This window comes from Aquihabitans sp. McL0605, assembly GCF_049993875.1.
In the GTDB taxonomy this organism is placed as follows: Bacteria; Actinomycetota; Acidimicrobiia; order Acidimicrobiales; family Iamiaceae; genus Aquihabitans.
In genome coordinates this window covers 3,660,207-3,673,389 of the sequence record NZ_CP188252.1, presented here as the reverse complement: position 1 = coordinate 3,673,389, position 13,183 = coordinate 3,660,207, and the positions used below count along the sequence as shown (strand labels likewise).

General features: G+C 73.2%; 14 protein-coding genes. 6 read left to right on the top strand and 8 right to left on the bottom strand.

Annotated elements, in window-relative coordinates:
- Positions 1–29 precede the first annotated feature (29 nt).
- Genes ACPPVX_RS16960 through ACPPVX_RS16950 form a run of 3 tightly spaced genes read right to left on the bottom strand, consistent with a single transcriptional unit; the run spans position 30 to position 2,057 of the window.
- Positions 30–815: an enoyl-CoA hydratase/isomerase family protein gene (locus ACPPVX_RS16960; RefSeq protein WP_426571756.1), complete on the bottom strand. Its 786-nt coding sequence runs from the start codon at positions 813–815 to the stop codon at positions 30–32.
- Positions 816–825: 10 nt separating this feature from the next.
- Positions 826–1,752 (bottom strand): methylmalonyl Co-A mutase-associated GTPase MeaB, encoded by a 927-nt coding sequence (gene meaB / locus ACPPVX_RS16955; RefSeq protein WP_426571755.1) that lies wholly within the window; start codon positions 1,750–1,752, stop codon positions 826–828.
- Between the two features lie 41 nt (positions 1,753–1,793).
- Positions 1,794–2,057 (bottom strand): NifU family protein, encoded by a 264-nt coding sequence (locus ACPPVX_RS16950; RefSeq protein WP_426571754.1) that lies wholly within the window; start codon positions 2,055–2,057, stop codon positions 1,794–1,796.
- Positions 2,058–2,176: 119 nt separating this feature from the next.
- Between ACPPVX_RS16950 and ACPPVX_RS16945 the strand changes: the two genes are divergently transcribed.
- Together ACPPVX_RS16945 and ACPPVX_RS16940 are read left to right on the top strand one after the other, a co-directional pair.
- Positions 2,177–2,332, top strand: coding sequence for a hypothetical protein (locus ACPPVX_RS16945; protein WP_426571753.1), 156 nt, complete (start codon positions 2,177–2,179; stop codon positions 2,330–2,332).
- Complete coding sequence (locus tag ACPPVX_RS16940; RefSeq protein WP_426571752.1) at positions 2,329–3,921, top strand: MFS transporter; 1,593 nt, start codon at positions 2,329–2,331, stop codon at positions 3,919–3,921. Before ACPPVX_RS16945 ends, ACPPVX_RS16940 begins: the two co-directional genes overlap by 4 nt.
- Positions 3,922–3,933: 12 nt before the next feature.
- On the opposite strand, the gene ACPPVX_RS16935 is transcribed toward ACPPVX_RS16940, so the two are convergent.
- The 4 genes from ACPPVX_RS16935 to ACPPVX_RS16920 form a co-directional block, all read right to left on the bottom strand.
- Positions 3,934–4,509 (bottom strand): alpha/beta family hydrolase, encoded by a 576-nt coding sequence (locus ACPPVX_RS16935; RefSeq protein ID WP_426571751.1) that lies wholly within the window; start codon positions 4,507–4,509, stop codon positions 3,934–3,936.
- A gap of 5 nt (positions 4,510–4,514) precedes the next feature.
- A complete protein-coding gene (locus ACPPVX_RS16930) occupies positions 4,515–5,213 on the bottom strand; it encodes a hypothetical protein (RefSeq protein WP_426571750.1) in 699 nt (232 codons plus the stop codon).
- A gap of 71 nt (positions 5,214–5,284) precedes the next feature.
- Positions 5,285–6,280, bottom strand: coding sequence for a hypothetical protein (locus ACPPVX_RS16925; RefSeq protein ID WP_426571749.1), 996 nt, complete (start codon positions 6,278–6,280; stop codon positions 5,285–5,287).
- 8 nt (positions 6,281–6,288) lie between these two features.
- Entirely contained in the window at positions 6,289–7,872 is a 1,584-nt protein-coding gene (locus tag ACPPVX_RS16920) for a Ppx/GppA phosphatase family protein (RefSeq protein WP_426571748.1), read from the bottom strand.
- Between the two features lie 88 nt (positions 7,873–7,960).
- Here ACPPVX_RS16920 and ACPPVX_RS16915 point away from each other — a divergent pair, with 88 nt between their 5' ends.
- From ACPPVX_RS16915 to glpX, 4 genes are all read left to right on the top strand, one after another.
- Positions 7,961–8,482: a helix-turn-helix transcriptional regulator gene (locus ACPPVX_RS16915; protein WP_426571747.1), complete on the top strand. Its 522-nt coding sequence runs from the start codon at positions 7,961–7,963 to the stop codon at positions 8,480–8,482.
- The gene (locus ACPPVX_RS16910) at positions 8,482–9,198 is read left to right on the top strand and encodes an ABC transporter ATP-binding protein (protein ID WP_426571746.1); all 717 of its coding nucleotides are present in this window, start codon (positions 8,482–8,484) and stop codon (positions 9,196–9,198) included. The genes ACPPVX_RS16915 and ACPPVX_RS16910 overlap by 1 nt, the downstream gene beginning before the upstream one ends.
- Positions 9,195–11,258, top strand: coding sequence for a hypothetical protein (locus ACPPVX_RS16905; RefSeq protein ID WP_426571745.1), 2,064 nt, complete (start codon positions 9,195–9,197; stop codon positions 11,256–11,258). Before ACPPVX_RS16910 ends, ACPPVX_RS16905 begins: the two co-directional genes overlap by 4 nt.
- 77 nt (positions 11,259–11,335) lie before the next feature.
- Positions 11,336–12,328 carry a class II fructose-bisphosphatase gene (glpX, locus tag ACPPVX_RS16900; RefSeq protein ID WP_426571744.1) on the top strand — a complete coding sequence of 331 codons (993 nt, stop codon included), beginning with the start codon at positions 11,336–11,338 and terminating at the stop codon, positions 12,326–12,328.
- Here glpX and ACPPVX_RS16895 read toward each other — a convergent pair.
- Positions 12,321–13,175: a sterol desaturase family protein gene (locus ACPPVX_RS16895; protein ID WP_426571743.1), complete on the bottom strand. Its 855-nt coding sequence runs from the start codon at positions 13,173–13,175 to the stop codon at positions 12,321–12,323. The two genes, glpX and ACPPVX_RS16895, sit on opposite strands and share 8 nt — an antisense overlap.
- Positions 13,176–13,183: the final 8 nt, after the last annotated feature.

Here is a 13,183-nt window from a genome sequence, read left to right as displayed (position 1 = left end):
CCGATCCGTGCCGAGCTCGATGAGGAGGGTCAGGCTCCGGTGAAGTCGGCCTTGCCGGGGCCGTGCTCGAGGAACGACTCGATGCCGATGCGGGCGTCGGCGGTGCCGAAGACCTCGACGAAGAGGTCCTGCTCGAGGTCGAGGCCGGCCGCCTCGGACCCCTCGAGGCCCTGGTCGATGGCGGCCTTGGCGAGGGCGATGGCCGCCGACGGTCCGGCCGCGAGCTCGCGGGCCCAGGCGAGCGACGCCTCGTGGAGCTCGTCGGGCTCGACCACCCGGTCGACCAGCCCGATCTCGCGGGCCTCCTCCGCGCGGACCTGCCGGCCGGAGAAGATGAGGTCCTTGGCGCGGGCCGGTCCCACCAGGCGGGCGAGGCGCTGGGTGCCGCCCCCGCCCGGGATGATCCCCAGCAGGATCTCGGGCTGGCCGAGCTTGGCCTTGGTGGAGGCGATCCGGAAGTCGCAGGCCAGCGCCAGCTCGCACCCGCCGCCGAGGGCGAAGCCCGAGATGGACGCGATGGTGGGCCGCGGAAGCGCAGCGAGCGAGTTGAACGCGTCGAGGAACAGGCCGCCGATCACCCGCGCCTCGTCGGGCCCGGAGAACTCGGTGATGTCGGCGCCGGCGGCGAAGATCCGCTCGCCGCCCGTGACGACCACGGCACCCGGCAGGTGCTCGTTGAGGGCGTCGACGGCGGCCCGGATCTGGCGCAGGACCTCGGACGAGATGGCGTTGACCTTGGGGTTCTGCAGGGTGAGGACGGCCACGCCGTCGTCGTGACGGTCGATGGTGACCAGCGGGGAGGGGGCGTCGGGCATCCCCGCGACCCTACCGGTCGCCGAGGACCTGGTCGGCGGCTGTCCATGGGTCGATGCGACCGTGCAGCAGGTCGTGCTCGATGCGTTCGCGATCGGCGGCCGCCACGCGGGCCTCCGCCTCGGCGCGGAGCCGGTGCTGCACCACGAGGACCAGTTCGTCGCGCAGCCGGTCCTGACGGCGCTGCTCGAGGCCGCCGGTGGACTCGAGGTGGCAGCGGTGAGCGACGATGGCATCCCAGAACTCCTGGGTGCCCGCCCCGGTGGTCCCCACGGTGGACACCACCGGCGGCCGCCAGCCGTCGTCGGCGACGCCGCGGGTGAGGTCGAGCATGCCCTCGATGTCGTGGGCCGTCTGGGCCGCGCCGTCGCGGTCGGCCTTGTTGACCACGAACACGTCGGCGATCTCCATGAGCCCCGCCTTGTTGGCCTGGACGCTGTCGCCCCATCCCGGGTTGACGACCACCACGGTGGTGTCGGCGGCGCCCGCCACCTCGACCTCGACCTGGCCGACGCCGACGGTCTCGATCAGGATCCACGGGAAGCCGACGGCATCGAGCAGGCGGCCGGCTTCTCTGGTGGCGAGGGCCAGGCCCCCGAGGTGCCCGCGGGTCGCCATCGAGCGGATGAACACGCCGTCGTCGAGGGCGTGCTCGTTCATGCGGGTGCGGTCGCCGAGCAGGGCGCCGCCGCTGAACGGTGAGGACGGGTCGATGGCCAGCACGGCGATTCGCTCGCCGAGGGCCCGGGCGGTGGCCACGGTGGCGCTGGTGAGCGTGGACTTGCCCGCGCCCGGCGCGCCCGTGATGCCCACGGTGTAGGCCTGGCCGACCAGTCCGAACGCCGCCTGGTCGATGGCCCGGGACTGGTCGTCGCCCCGTTCGATCGCGCTCAGGAGGCGCGCCAGGACCCGCCGGTCACCGCCGCGCGCCGCCTCCACGAGGTGGGCGGCGTCCGCAGCACCGGCACGCGGGGCTGCGGTCAGAGCGAGACCGCAGACTCGGTCTCGACCGGCTCGGCACCGAACTGCTCCACCGAGGTGACCCCGGGGACGCGGTCCTTCAAGATGCGCTCGACGCCGGCCTTGAGGGTGACCGTGGACGCGGGGCACGAGACGCACGCGCCCGTGAGCTCGACGGTGACCACACCGCTGGCCTCGTCGACGCTCTTCAAGAAGATGTCTCCGTTGTCGGCCTGGATGGCCGGACGGATCACTTCGATGGTCTTGCGTACCTGCTCTTCCACGATGCTCCTCAGGGTGCCGGAGAAATTCTCTCACGGCGGTTCCGGCGGTGGCGAACCCCGCACGGTGGTCAACGCTTCGGAAGTGACCGGTGTTCCCGCCGATCTGGGATGCTGGCCCGGTGTTCGCCGTCGTCGAGGTGCTCGCCCACCAGGGCGGCTGGGATGAAGCGTTGACGGTGCTGGTCCCCGTGGGCCTGTTCGTGGGGCTCCTCTGGGCGGCGAAGGTCCGAGCCGAGCGCCAAGACGAGGGCGAAGACGGGCGAGACGATCGGTGAGCCCTCGCACCACGGTGAACGACTTCGAGGTCGACGGACCGGGGCTGCAGGCCCTGTGCACCGCGCGCGACGACCTCCTGCTCGAAGCACCCGACCCGGCCGACCGCCCCGCCGACGACGACGGCACGCGCTCAGCCCACTTCACCTGCGACTCGGGCCCGTTCGAGACCTACGACCGCACGGTGGCGGCCACCCCGATCGAAGGCGGCCGCTACCTGGTGCACGAGGAGATCCTCTGGGACGTCGCCATCCCGCTGTGGGGTGCGCTGTTCCGGCCGCTCGTGGGCCGCCAGCTCCGCCGCTCCGAGGCCCCGCGACTGCTCTCGGAGGAAGAGGAGGCGGAGCGGGCGCCCTGGTGGTCGCCGCCGGCGCGCCTCGACGCCCGGTCGTCGTCGATCCTCAGCCTGCTCTGCGGCCTGTCGATGCTGACGGGCTACCTGGGCACGACGCTCACCCAGACCATGACCTACGCCGCCAAGGAGTTCGGCGCCTCGACGGCCGCGCAGGGGGCCACCTTGGCCACCGTCCGGGTCGGGGTCCTGCTGTCGTTGGTGCTCGTGACCATGTCGGACCGGCGCGGCCGCCACCGCCTCCTCAAGATCTGCGCGGTCGGCGGGATCCTCGCGTCGGTGGCCGGCGCGGCCTCGCCGGGGCTCATCGCCCTGGGCGGCACGCAGACCGTCGCCCGGGCGTTCGCCACCGCCCTGGCCCTCCTGATCGGCGTGGTGTCGGTGGAGGAGATGCCCGCCGGCGGGCGGGCCTACGGAGCCAGCGTGCTGGCGATGACCGCCGCCCTCGGCGCCGGGATGGCGGTGATCCTGCTGCCGGTGGCCGACATGGGCCTGTACGCCTGGCGGATCATCTACGCGGTCCCGCTGGTCGCGCTGCCGTTCTTCGTCCGGGTCGCCACCCGGCTCCCCGAGAGCCGCCGCTTCGTGAAGCCGCACGGCCGGGCCACGATGCGCGGCCACCGCAAGCGCTTGGTCCTGCTGGCCTCGGCGAGCTTCTTCGGCCTCATCTTCCTGGCCCCGGTCAGCCAGTTCCAGAACGAGTTCCTGCGGTCTGAGCACGGGTTCAGCGCGCTCCAGATCACGCTGTTCACGCTGGCCACCAACACGCCAGGCGGGATCGGCATCGTGGTGGGCGGGCGCCTGGCCGACCTCCGGGGCCGCCGCATCGTGGGCGCGGTCGGCCTCATCGGCGGCGCCGTCCTGCTGTCGATCGGGTACCAGGCGAGCGGGGCCTTCCTCTGGCTCGCGTTCATGGCGGGCACCGTGGTGGCGGCCGCCACCATCCCCGCGCTGGGCGTCTACGGGCCCGAGCTGTTCCCCACCGCGCTGCGCGGCCGGGCCAACGGCCTCATCACGCTGGCCGGCGTGGGCGGGAGCAGCATCGGGCTGATCCTGGCGGGCCGGCTCGACACCCACTTCGGCGGGCTCGGCCCGGGCATGGCGGTCTTGGCGCTCGGCCCGATCATCGTCGCGGTGCTGGTGCTGACCCTGTACCCCGAGACCGCCCACGTGGAGCTCGAGGTGCTCAACCCCGAGGACGCGTCGAGCGCCATCGCGGTGGCGCCCCCGATGCTCTGAACGGCCAGCGGGTCAGAGCGACCGGATCCACTCGTGGATCACCGCCGCCACCGCCTGGTCGGAGCCCTTGAGGTCGTGGCCCTTGCCCTCGACGCGGTGGTGCGTGACCGGCCCGGGGATCACTGCGGTGGCGGCCTCGAGCTCGTCGGGGGTGCCGAACGGATCGCGGGTGCCCGACACGAACAGGCACGGCACCTCGAGCTGGGGCAGGTGCTCGATGCGGAGCGTGTCGGGCTTCCCCGGAGGGTGCAGGGGGTAGGCGATCAAGATCAGGGCGGCGGCGGGCAGCCCGTCGGCGACGGCCATCGAGCACATCCGCCCGCCCATCGAGCGTCCGCCGAGGGCCAGGCGGCCGGGCCGGATGTGGCGCTCGGCGCAGAGATCGGCCGCCTGCTCGCGGATCGACGCGATGAGCTTGGGCGCCCGATCGGGCGGGCGCTTCGGGCCGAGGTCGCGGTAGGGGAAGTTCATGCGCCGCACCGGCAGCGGGGCCAGCTCGTCCTCGATCGCCACCAGGGCCGGCTGGTCGCGGTGGCCGCCGGCGCCGTGGGTGAGGAGCAGGGCCCCGACGGGGCGAGCGCGACCCACGACGCTCAGCCGTGCAGCAGGATCCGGCGAGCCTCGGTGAGCTCGGAGATCCGCTGGGCGGCGTCGTCGGAGTCGCCCCCGTGGTCGGGATGGGCGTCGCGGAGCAGCTCCCGGAACCGGTTCTGCACCACCTTGCGGCCGGTCAGCTCGGGGGTGAGGCCGAGCACGCCGAGTGCCCAGACCACCGGATCCCGACCGCCGAGCGTGGACCAGTTGGCCGTGCTGCGCGTCTCGGTGAGGTACTCGACGAACTCCGGGCCCAGCTCGGCCCGCCAGTGCATCGAGCGACGGATGGCGCTCATCACCGATGGCCGGACCTCGGGGGCCAGGCGGCCCGCGGCGTAGACGGCAGCGAGCACGTTGGGCTCCGCGGCCACCGATTCGTGCAGCTCGAACAGCAGTTCCTCACCGGTGCCGATCAGGCGGTGGGGGCACTTGGTGAGACCGACGCGGTCGTCCTGGAGCCGGTGACGCAGCCGCGGCTGCGCGATGCGCTGGCCCGCCTCGACCTGGTGGGTGAGGCGCGTCAGCTCGTCGAGCAGGTCGGGGTCGACCTCAGGGATGAAACGGGCGACGATCCCCCCGAGGAGCAGGCCGCCGAACCCCGGTGCCGGGGAGGTGGGGAGCACTGCCACGCCGATGGCGACGCGGCGCGTGGGCGCGATGGGTCGCGAGTGGAAGACCTCCAACTCCGCGAGCAGCATCAGGACACGCTACCGGGGAGGGGTGCGGGGGCTCACGTCCTGCTGGCAGCGATGGCCATCGGTCCAGCCGGTCAGACCAGGTCGAGCATCCGGGTGCGGAGCTGGTGCACCAGCTGCCCTGCCAGCACGGCGCGGTCGACGACCGCAGCGCCGTCGTCCTCGCCGGGACCCTCGACCTCGACCTCGGCCTCATCGTCGTCGTCGAGCAGGTCGGCGGCGCGGCCGTCGCCCTCGCCGTCGATGTCGTCGGCCCCGTCGTCCTCGGCCTCGTGCCCAGTGTCGGCGTCGGCGACCGCAACGGCGTCGGTCGCCGCCTCGGGGTCGATCGGGCCCGCCAGGACCGAGCGGAGCTGGGCGACCTGGGTCAGCAGCTCGTCCCACTCGTGGCCGGACATCCCGTACGGCACGCCCAGCCCGTCGAGCCCGTCGGCGGCGTCGACGTAGCGGGCCACCAGCTTGTCGTCGGTGGGCGCCTTCCCGAGCTTGTCGACGGCCACGTACAGCCGGTCGAGGGCGGCGTGGGTGGCCAGGCCGTCCTCCTCGGTCTGCTCCTCCGGGTTGAGGACGTTGTCGATGATGGTGGCCACCGCCTCCTCGGACTCCTCGGGCACGAGGAGCTCGCCGGTCTCCTGCCAGGCGTGGGGGATGTGCGCGGCGATGAGCTCGGCGTCGAGCGCCGCCAGCTCGTCGGCGCTCACCTCCTCGATCTCGAAGGCCACCTGGGCCACGTCGGCGGGCAGCTCCTCGGCCTCGCCCCCCTCGACCGCGGCGATGAGCTCATCGACGGCCTCCTCGTGGGGGGCGGCGACCACGAGGGCGCCGATCTCCCAGACGTGCGGGATCTTCGCCAGGTCGAGCATGCCCGAGAGCGTGACGCGGAGCTGGTTGCCCCACCCGTCGAGCTCGTAGGCGATCTGGTCGCCCTCACCGAGCGGGGTGGCGACGGTGGGCACCGCCTCCTCGCCGCCGGGTCCGACCTCGTCGACGAGCATCACATCGCAATCGATGCAGCGCCGGACCGAAGCCACGTACTGGGATCCGCAGTTGGGGCACACGCGCGTCGCCATGCCGGAAGCTAAGCAGACCGGTCCGCCGGCGGTTGCGCCAGCACCGGCTCGCGCTGCTCGATGACCACCTCGACGTCGAGGACCTGCTCGAGGAGCTGCTTGCGCTCGTCGGCCGCGTACAGCTCGAGGCCGATGTCGAAGCCCGGGGACCGCGTGATCGCCTCGACCACCAGCGTGGGCCCGCGGTCGGTGACGACGAGGTCGGTGATGGCCTGCTGGTGGGAGCGATCGAGCCCGATGGCGACCCGCAGCACGCCGGCGCCGACCAGCACCACGCGCTGCTCGTGGTCGTCGAGCAGCCCCCACTCGGGGTGGCTCGCCTTGGGCGCGCTCTTGCGGTGGTACCGGGCGATCTGGGCCACCACCTCGATCTCCTGGTCGGTGAACCCCACGAGGCGATCGGAGTTCCTGATGAGGTAGTAGCTGTGCTTGTGGTGCTTGGCGTGCGAGATGAGCAGGCCCGAGTTGGCGAGCAGCGCCGCCGCCTCGAGCAGCGATCGGGCGTCGCTGTCGAGGTGGTGGTGGTCGATGGTGGCGTCGAACAGCTGGAGCGCGAGGCGGGCGACGTGCTCGGAGTGCTGCGGATCCTCGTCGCAGGCGAGCATGAGGTCGAGCACGCTGCGCCGGGCGACGTCTCGGAGGTGCGGGAGCGAGCCGCCCCGCTGACGGGCGATGGTGTCGAGCAGCACCCCTTCGCGCAGGGCGTACTCGGAGAGGAGCAGCTCCTCGATGCGGAACCTGAGGACCACGCCCTCGAGCACGAGCGCACCGGCCAGGATGATGTCGGCCCGCTTGGGGTCGAGGTCGGGGAGGTCGGCGGTGGTGCCGGCGGCGCGGGCCTCGATGAGCACGGCCACCACGTTGCGCACCTGCTCGCTGGTGAGCGTGGCCCCGTTGAGCGTGCGCAGCGGATCGTCGCCCGCCAGCGCCCGGGCGAGCCGGTACACCTGCTCGATGGTGCCCGAGGACCCGACGGCCACCTCGTAGGGGTGGTCGCGCACCGACCGGTCGAACGAGGCCAGCACCTCCTGGATGTGGCGGCGGCAGGAGTCGACCGAGGACGGGTGGAGCCGTTCGGCCGCGAAGAAGCGGTTGGTGAGCCGGACCGCGCCGAGCTTGAAGCTGACCGACGCCAGCACCTCGCCCTGCTCGCCGATCAGCAGCTCGGTGGAGCCACCGCCGATGTCGCACAGCAGCAGGCGACGGTCGTAGAGCTCGAGGGCTTGGAGCACGCCGAGGTGGATGAGGCGGGCCTCCTCGACCCCCGAGACCACCTCGATCTCGACCCCGGCCTCGAGCCGGGCGCGGATCAGCAGGTCGTGGCTGTTCTCGGCCTCGCGCACCGCGCTGGTGGCGACCGCCCGCAGCGGGGCCCCCTGGCTGTCGGCGATCTTGCGGAACCGGCCCAGGGCCGCCACGGCCCGGTCGATGGCCGCGGGCGCCAGGGTCTTCATGTCGGTGGACCCCGACCCGAGGCGGACCATCTCCTTCTCGCGGGTGAGCACCTCGAACCGATCGCCGTCGGTGGTCCGCGCCACCACCAGGTGGAGCGAGTTGGTCCCGACGTCGACAGCAGCAAGGGGGTCCGGCACTTGGATCGAGGCTAGTGGTGCCCTGCCGCGCTCCCGCGCCGGAGAAACCGCTTGACTACTGAGTAGTGACTACTGGATAGTCATGCGCATGGCCGTCCGTGAGGGGTTGCTCGCCCTGCTCGTCGAGCAGCCGCGCCACGGCTACGACCTGCGCTCCCGCTTCGAGGCCAAGACCGCCGACCTGTGGCGCATCAACAGCGGGCAGGTGTACACGACCCTCGACCGCCTCGAGCGCGACGGGCTCGTCGACGCCACCGACGACCCCGACGACGACTCCGGCCGTCGGCGCCTCTATCGCGTCACCGACGCCGGCCGCCAGGAGCTGCGGCAGTGGCTCGACGCGGCGTCGTGGTCGGCCGAGCCGCACCGCGACGAGCTGCTCATGAAGGTGCTGCTCGTGGCCGACCGACCCGCCGAGGCGCTCGCCATCGTCACCGACCACCGCCGTGCGCTCCTGGCCCAGCTCCAGTCCGTGCGCCGCCAGCAGCGCCGGCTGCCCGATGACCTGCGGTCGCAGCTGGCGGCCGACGCCGTCGTGGCCCGCCTCGAATCCGACCTGCACTGGCTCGACCGGTGCGAGCAGCGCCTCACCAAGCACGGGAGCACCTGATGGACCGATCTTCCCACCCCCCTGCGCTCGCGCTCGCCGGGATCACCGTCACGGTGACCGACGGATCGGCGTCGCGCACCATCCTCGACGAGGTGTCCATCGCGGTCTGGCGCGGCGAGATGGTGGCGGTCATGGGACCGAGCGGGGCGGGCAAGTCCACCCTCATCGATGTGTGCTGCGGCCTGGTGACGCCCACCGCCGGACGGATCTCGCTCGGCAACCGCGCCCCGAGCGTGCTGAGCACCTCGTGGTGGAGCGACCGCCGCCGGGACACGATCGGGGTGATCCACCAGCGCCTCAACCTGCTGCACGGCCTGACGGCCCTCGACAACGTGGCCCTGTCGCTCGACCTGCTCGGCCGCCCGCACCGCGCCGCCAGGGCCGCCGCTCGTCTGGCGCTCGACCGCGTCGGCATCGCCCACGTCGCCGACACGCCGGCCGCACGGCTGTCGGTCGGTGAGCAGCAGCGGGTGGCGATCGCACGCGGCATCGTCGGCGACCGGCCGATCCTGCTGGCCGACGAGCCGGCCGCCGCCCTCGACCGGACCGCGGCCGACCAGACCACCGAGCTCCTCGCCGACCTGGCGGTCGAGGGTCGGGCGATCCTGCTCGTGACCCACGACAGCCAGCAGGCCTCGTGGGCCGGCCGCACCGTGCTCCTGCGCGACGGGATCGTCACCGACGAGATCCGTCCGGCGCCGTCGGGTCGGCCATGACCCTCCCCCTCCCCCTGCCGCCGCCACCGCCGGCCCCACCCCCGCCCACCTGGACCGGGCCCACCGCGTGGCCCCGGCCGCCCCGGTGGCTCGGTGTCGGCACGATCACCCGGCTCACCGCGCGGGAGCTGCGGAGCCGCCGGACGGCCACGCGGCTCGGCATCACCGTGGGCCTCGTCGCCGGCGCCGGCCTCGCCGGGGCGTTCGGCGGTCCGGACCACGGCGCCGTCCGGCTGGCGTCGGCCCTCGTCTTGTTGACCACGGCGGCGGCCCTCGCCGACACCACCGATCCGATCCAGCGCGACGATGCCGTCGTGCTGGTGCGGCTGGGCTGCCCCAGGCTGGTCATCCGGATCGCGGCGTGGGCGGGGAGCGTGGTCGCCCTCGGCGTCCCTGCGGCCATCGCCGCCGCGGTCACCGCCGCCATCCGCGGCTCCGCGTCTGCCGGTCAGGCCACGCCTCCCACCAACGTCGGGAACATGTGGTTGCCGGCACTGCTGCTCACCGCGGCCGGCGCCGCGGCCACCGCCGGCACCCGGCTGCCGGCACGCCGGGGCACCTCACCGAGGGCGAGCCGCACGGGCGCGGTGGTCCGCACCGTGGCGAGCGCCGGGCTGCTCCTGCTCGGCGCCGCGACCCCTGCCGGCAGCGACAGCGGGGCCACCCTCGACCTGAGCCTGATCTTCGGGGCGTTCCTGGTGATCGTCGGCCTGGTCGGGCTGGCCCCAGGCCTGGCGCGGGCCGCCACGGCGATGACGGCCCGGCTCCCCTGGGTGCCGGCACGGGTGGCGGCCGCCACGCTCGCCCCCCAGCGCCGCGGGCTCACCATGACCATCGCCCTGCTCGCCTCGCTCGCGGCGGTCCTGGTGGTGCAGACGACGGTCGGGCACGGGCTCGGCGTCCGGGAGCAGGCCAGGGTCGCCGCCATCCGCGCTCTCGGCCCGGCGACGGCGGCCGGGACCGACCGGGTGGTCGTGGTGGACCGGGCGGCGACGCGGGTGTTCGGCACCGGCGCCTCGCCCGAGCCGCCGTCCACGCGCCTGGCCGACGTGGTGCCGGCCGGCAGCACCACGGCGGAGGTGGTGCCGCTCTCGGTGGAGATGGCGCCTCCCGGCGGTCCGTTCGGCGATGTCGCCCAGGGCACGGGCGGCCTGTTCGACGACCCGGGGGGCTCGGTCGCGCTCGCCACCCCGCAGCTGCTCCATGCGCTGGGCCTCGATCCCGCGCTCGCGTCCGGCGACCGGGCGCTGGTGCTCGACCGCCGGGTGATCGACGACCAGGGCCGGGTGCGGTTGATCGCACCGGACGAGGACCTCATCGGGTCCCGGGCGGCTGGCCCCCAGGCGCTCCGCTCGGCCACCGTCGTCGTGCCCGGGGCCGCCTGGACCGCCCTGCCTCAGGTGCTCCTGCCGGCGCCGGTGTTCAAGGGCCTGCCGGCGAGGGTCACCCGCCCTCGCCCCCACGGCCGGGCCACCACCCCGCACGACCTGGTGGTCCGGTACCCGGAGCGCCCGACCGATGCCCAGATCGAGGGGCTGCACGACGCGCGGCCCGATGCCGAGATCCACCGCGGCGGTCGCCAGGTCGATCTGGCCGCTTCGAACCGGAGCGATCGGACGTCGCTGATCTGGGTGCGTTCGCCATCCGACATCCGCGAGCTGCTGCTCGGGCTCGGCGCCATGGCGCTGATCGCCACGGCCGTGGCCCTGCTGACGCTCCGGCTCGCCGTCCGACGGGAGGATGCCGTCCTCGACGTGCTGGGAGCCCGCCGCCGGACGATGGCCCTCGTCAGCGGGGCGCGGGGCGCATCGATCGCCGCGGTGGCGACCCTCTTCGGCGCGGTGTTGGCCATCGCGGCCACGCGGTTCGACCTGCACAGCTACAACACCCACAGCCGGCTCGGCACCGCGGTGGTGCTGGCGCCGATCCCCTGGTCGCTGCCGACCTCGGTGGTGGTGGCCCTGCTGGCCGTGCCGGTGCTCGCGGGTGGCCTGGGGGCGGCGACGGCCCTGATCGGCCCCGTCGCGCGGGGCCGGCACGACCCGGCCACCGATCGCTGACCCCTCCACCGCGGGACCACCGCACCCCCAGCGGGTCCACCGCCGGTGCGAGCAGGACCAACAACTATCATCGTCGGATGCCCGAGAAGCAGGTCCCCACCCGAAACCTGGCCATGGAACTGGTCCGGGTCACCGAGGCCGCCGCGCTGGCCGCCTCCCGCTGGGTCGGCGGCGGTGACAAGAACGCGGCCGACGGCGCGGCGGTCGACGCCATGCGGGTCGTGCTCGACACCGTCCCGATGGACGGCATCGTGATCATCGGCGAGGGCGAGAAGGACGAAGCCCCGATGCTCTACAACGGCGAGCGCATCGGCGACGGTTCCCCGCCCGAGGCCGACATCGCGGTCGACCCGATCGACGGCACCACGCTCACGGCCCTCGGCCGCGGCAACGCCATCGCCGTGATCGCCGTGGGCGAGCGGGGCTCGATGTACGACCCCGGACCGGTCATGTACATGGAGAAGATCGCGGTGGGCCCCGAGGCCGCCGACGTGATCGACATCACCTCCACCCCCACCGAGAACCTCCACGCCGTGGCCAAGGCCCTGGGCAAGCGGGTCACCGAGCTCACTGCGGTCGTGCTCGACCGCCCCCGCCACGACGATCTGATCGGCGAGATCCGCCAGGCCGGCACCCGCATCCGCCTCATCCCCGACGGCGACGTGGCGGGCGGCATCTCCACCGCCTGGCCCGACTCTGGCGCCGACATCTTGTTCGGCATCGGCGGCACGCCCGAGGGCGTCATCACCGCGGCGGCGCTCAAGAGCATGGGCGGTGCCATCCAGGGCCGCCTCTGGCCCCGCAACGACGAAGAGCGCACGGCGGCGATCGCCGGCGGCTGGGACCTCGACGAGGTGCTCGACACCGAGCGCCTCGTGGCCGGCGACAACTGCTTCTTCGCCGCCACCGGCATCACCGACGGCGAGCTCCTCAAGGGCGTCCACTACGACAACCGCGGCGCCACCACCCAGTCGCTCGTGATGCGCTCCAAGTCGGGCACGGTGCGGCTGGTCAACGCCCACCACCGCCTCGAGAAGCTCAAGGAGTACTCGGTGGTGGAGTTCAGCTGACCCGCTGGGGCTCGGCGGCGCGGCCCGCCGGTGCCCAGCCCGGGCCGCGGTAGAGCCGGCGGCACCGGTCTCGCCACCCGCGGGTGGCCCGCACGTCTCGTCCCAGGGCCCGCCACTCGTGGAAGGCGATGTGGAAGAGGTTGTAGCTGTCGATGTCCTTGGTGAGCCCGTAGACCACGGGGGCGTCCTCCGCCGCGAACGAGCCGAACAGGCGGTCCCAGATGATGAGGATCCCGCCGTAGTTCTTGTCGAGGTACTGCGGGTTCGATCCGTGGTGCACCCGGTGGTGGCTCGGCGAGTTGAAGAGCCGCTCGAAGGGCCCGATGCGGTCGATCACCTCCGTGTGGATCCAGTACTGGTAGATGAGGTTGATCGCCCCCGACACCACGATGAGGTCGGGCCGCACGCCCACCAGGGCCAGCGGTGCCACCAGGATCTCGGTCTGGAAGGCGGTCCACGGCTGCCGCAGCGCGGTGCTCAGGTTGAACTCGAGGCTCGAGTGGTGGTTGACGTGCGACGCCCAGAAGAACCGCAGCTCGTGGCTGATGCGGTGGTCCCAGTAGTAGATGAGGTCCCACCCCACCAGGGCCACGGTCCAGCCGACGACGCCGGTGCCGAGGTCGAAGAACCGGTGGGGCCACAGGTGCGTCGCCAGCCACCAGCCGATGATCGCCCCGACCAGGTTGATCGTGACCAGCGAGCCGACGCCCATCCCGATCGATGCCCAGAAGTCCTTGGTGTCGATCCGTCGGCGGCGCCGGCGCAGGACCAGCTGCTCCACCACGATGAGGCCGACGAACACCGGGATGGCGTAGACGGTCAGGTCGGGCGGGTGTCCGTAGGCCATCGCGGACG

Excerpts from the sequence above, each read along its gene's own strand:
- ACPPVX_RS16925 (WP_426571749.1), bottom strand. The coding sequence starts at position 6,280 with ATGGCGACGCGCGTGTGCCCCAACTGCGGATCCCAGTACGTGGCTTCG.
- ACPPVX_RS16905 (WP_426571745.1), top strand. The coding sequence starts at position 9,195 with ATGACCCTCCCCCTCCCCCTGCCGCCGCCACCGCCGGCCCCACCCCCG.
- ACPPVX_RS16930 (WP_426571750.1), bottom strand. The coding sequence starts at position 5,213 with ATGCTGCTCGCGGAGTTGGAGGTCTTCCACTCGCGACCCATCGCGCCC.
- ACPPVX_RS16895 (WP_426571743.1), bottom strand. The coding sequence starts at position 13,175 with ATGGCCTACGGACACCCGCCCGACCTGACCGTCTACGCCATCCCGGTG.
- ACPPVX_RS16960 (WP_426571756.1), bottom strand. The coding sequence starts at position 815 with ATGCCCGACGCCCCCTCCCCGCTGGTCACCATCGACCGTCACGACGAC.
- ACPPVX_RS16915 (WP_426571747.1), top strand. The coding sequence starts at position 7,961 with ATGGCCGTCCGTGAGGGGTTGCTCGCCCTGCTCGTCGAGCAGCCGCGC.
- ACPPVX_RS16910 (WP_426571746.1), top strand. The coding sequence starts at position 8,482 with ATGGACCGATCTTCCCACCCCCCTGCGCTCGCGCTCGCCGGGATCACC.
- glpX (WP_426571744.1), top strand. The coding sequence starts at position 11,336 with ATGCCCGAGAAGCAGGTCCCCACCCGAAACCTGGCCATGGAACTGGTC.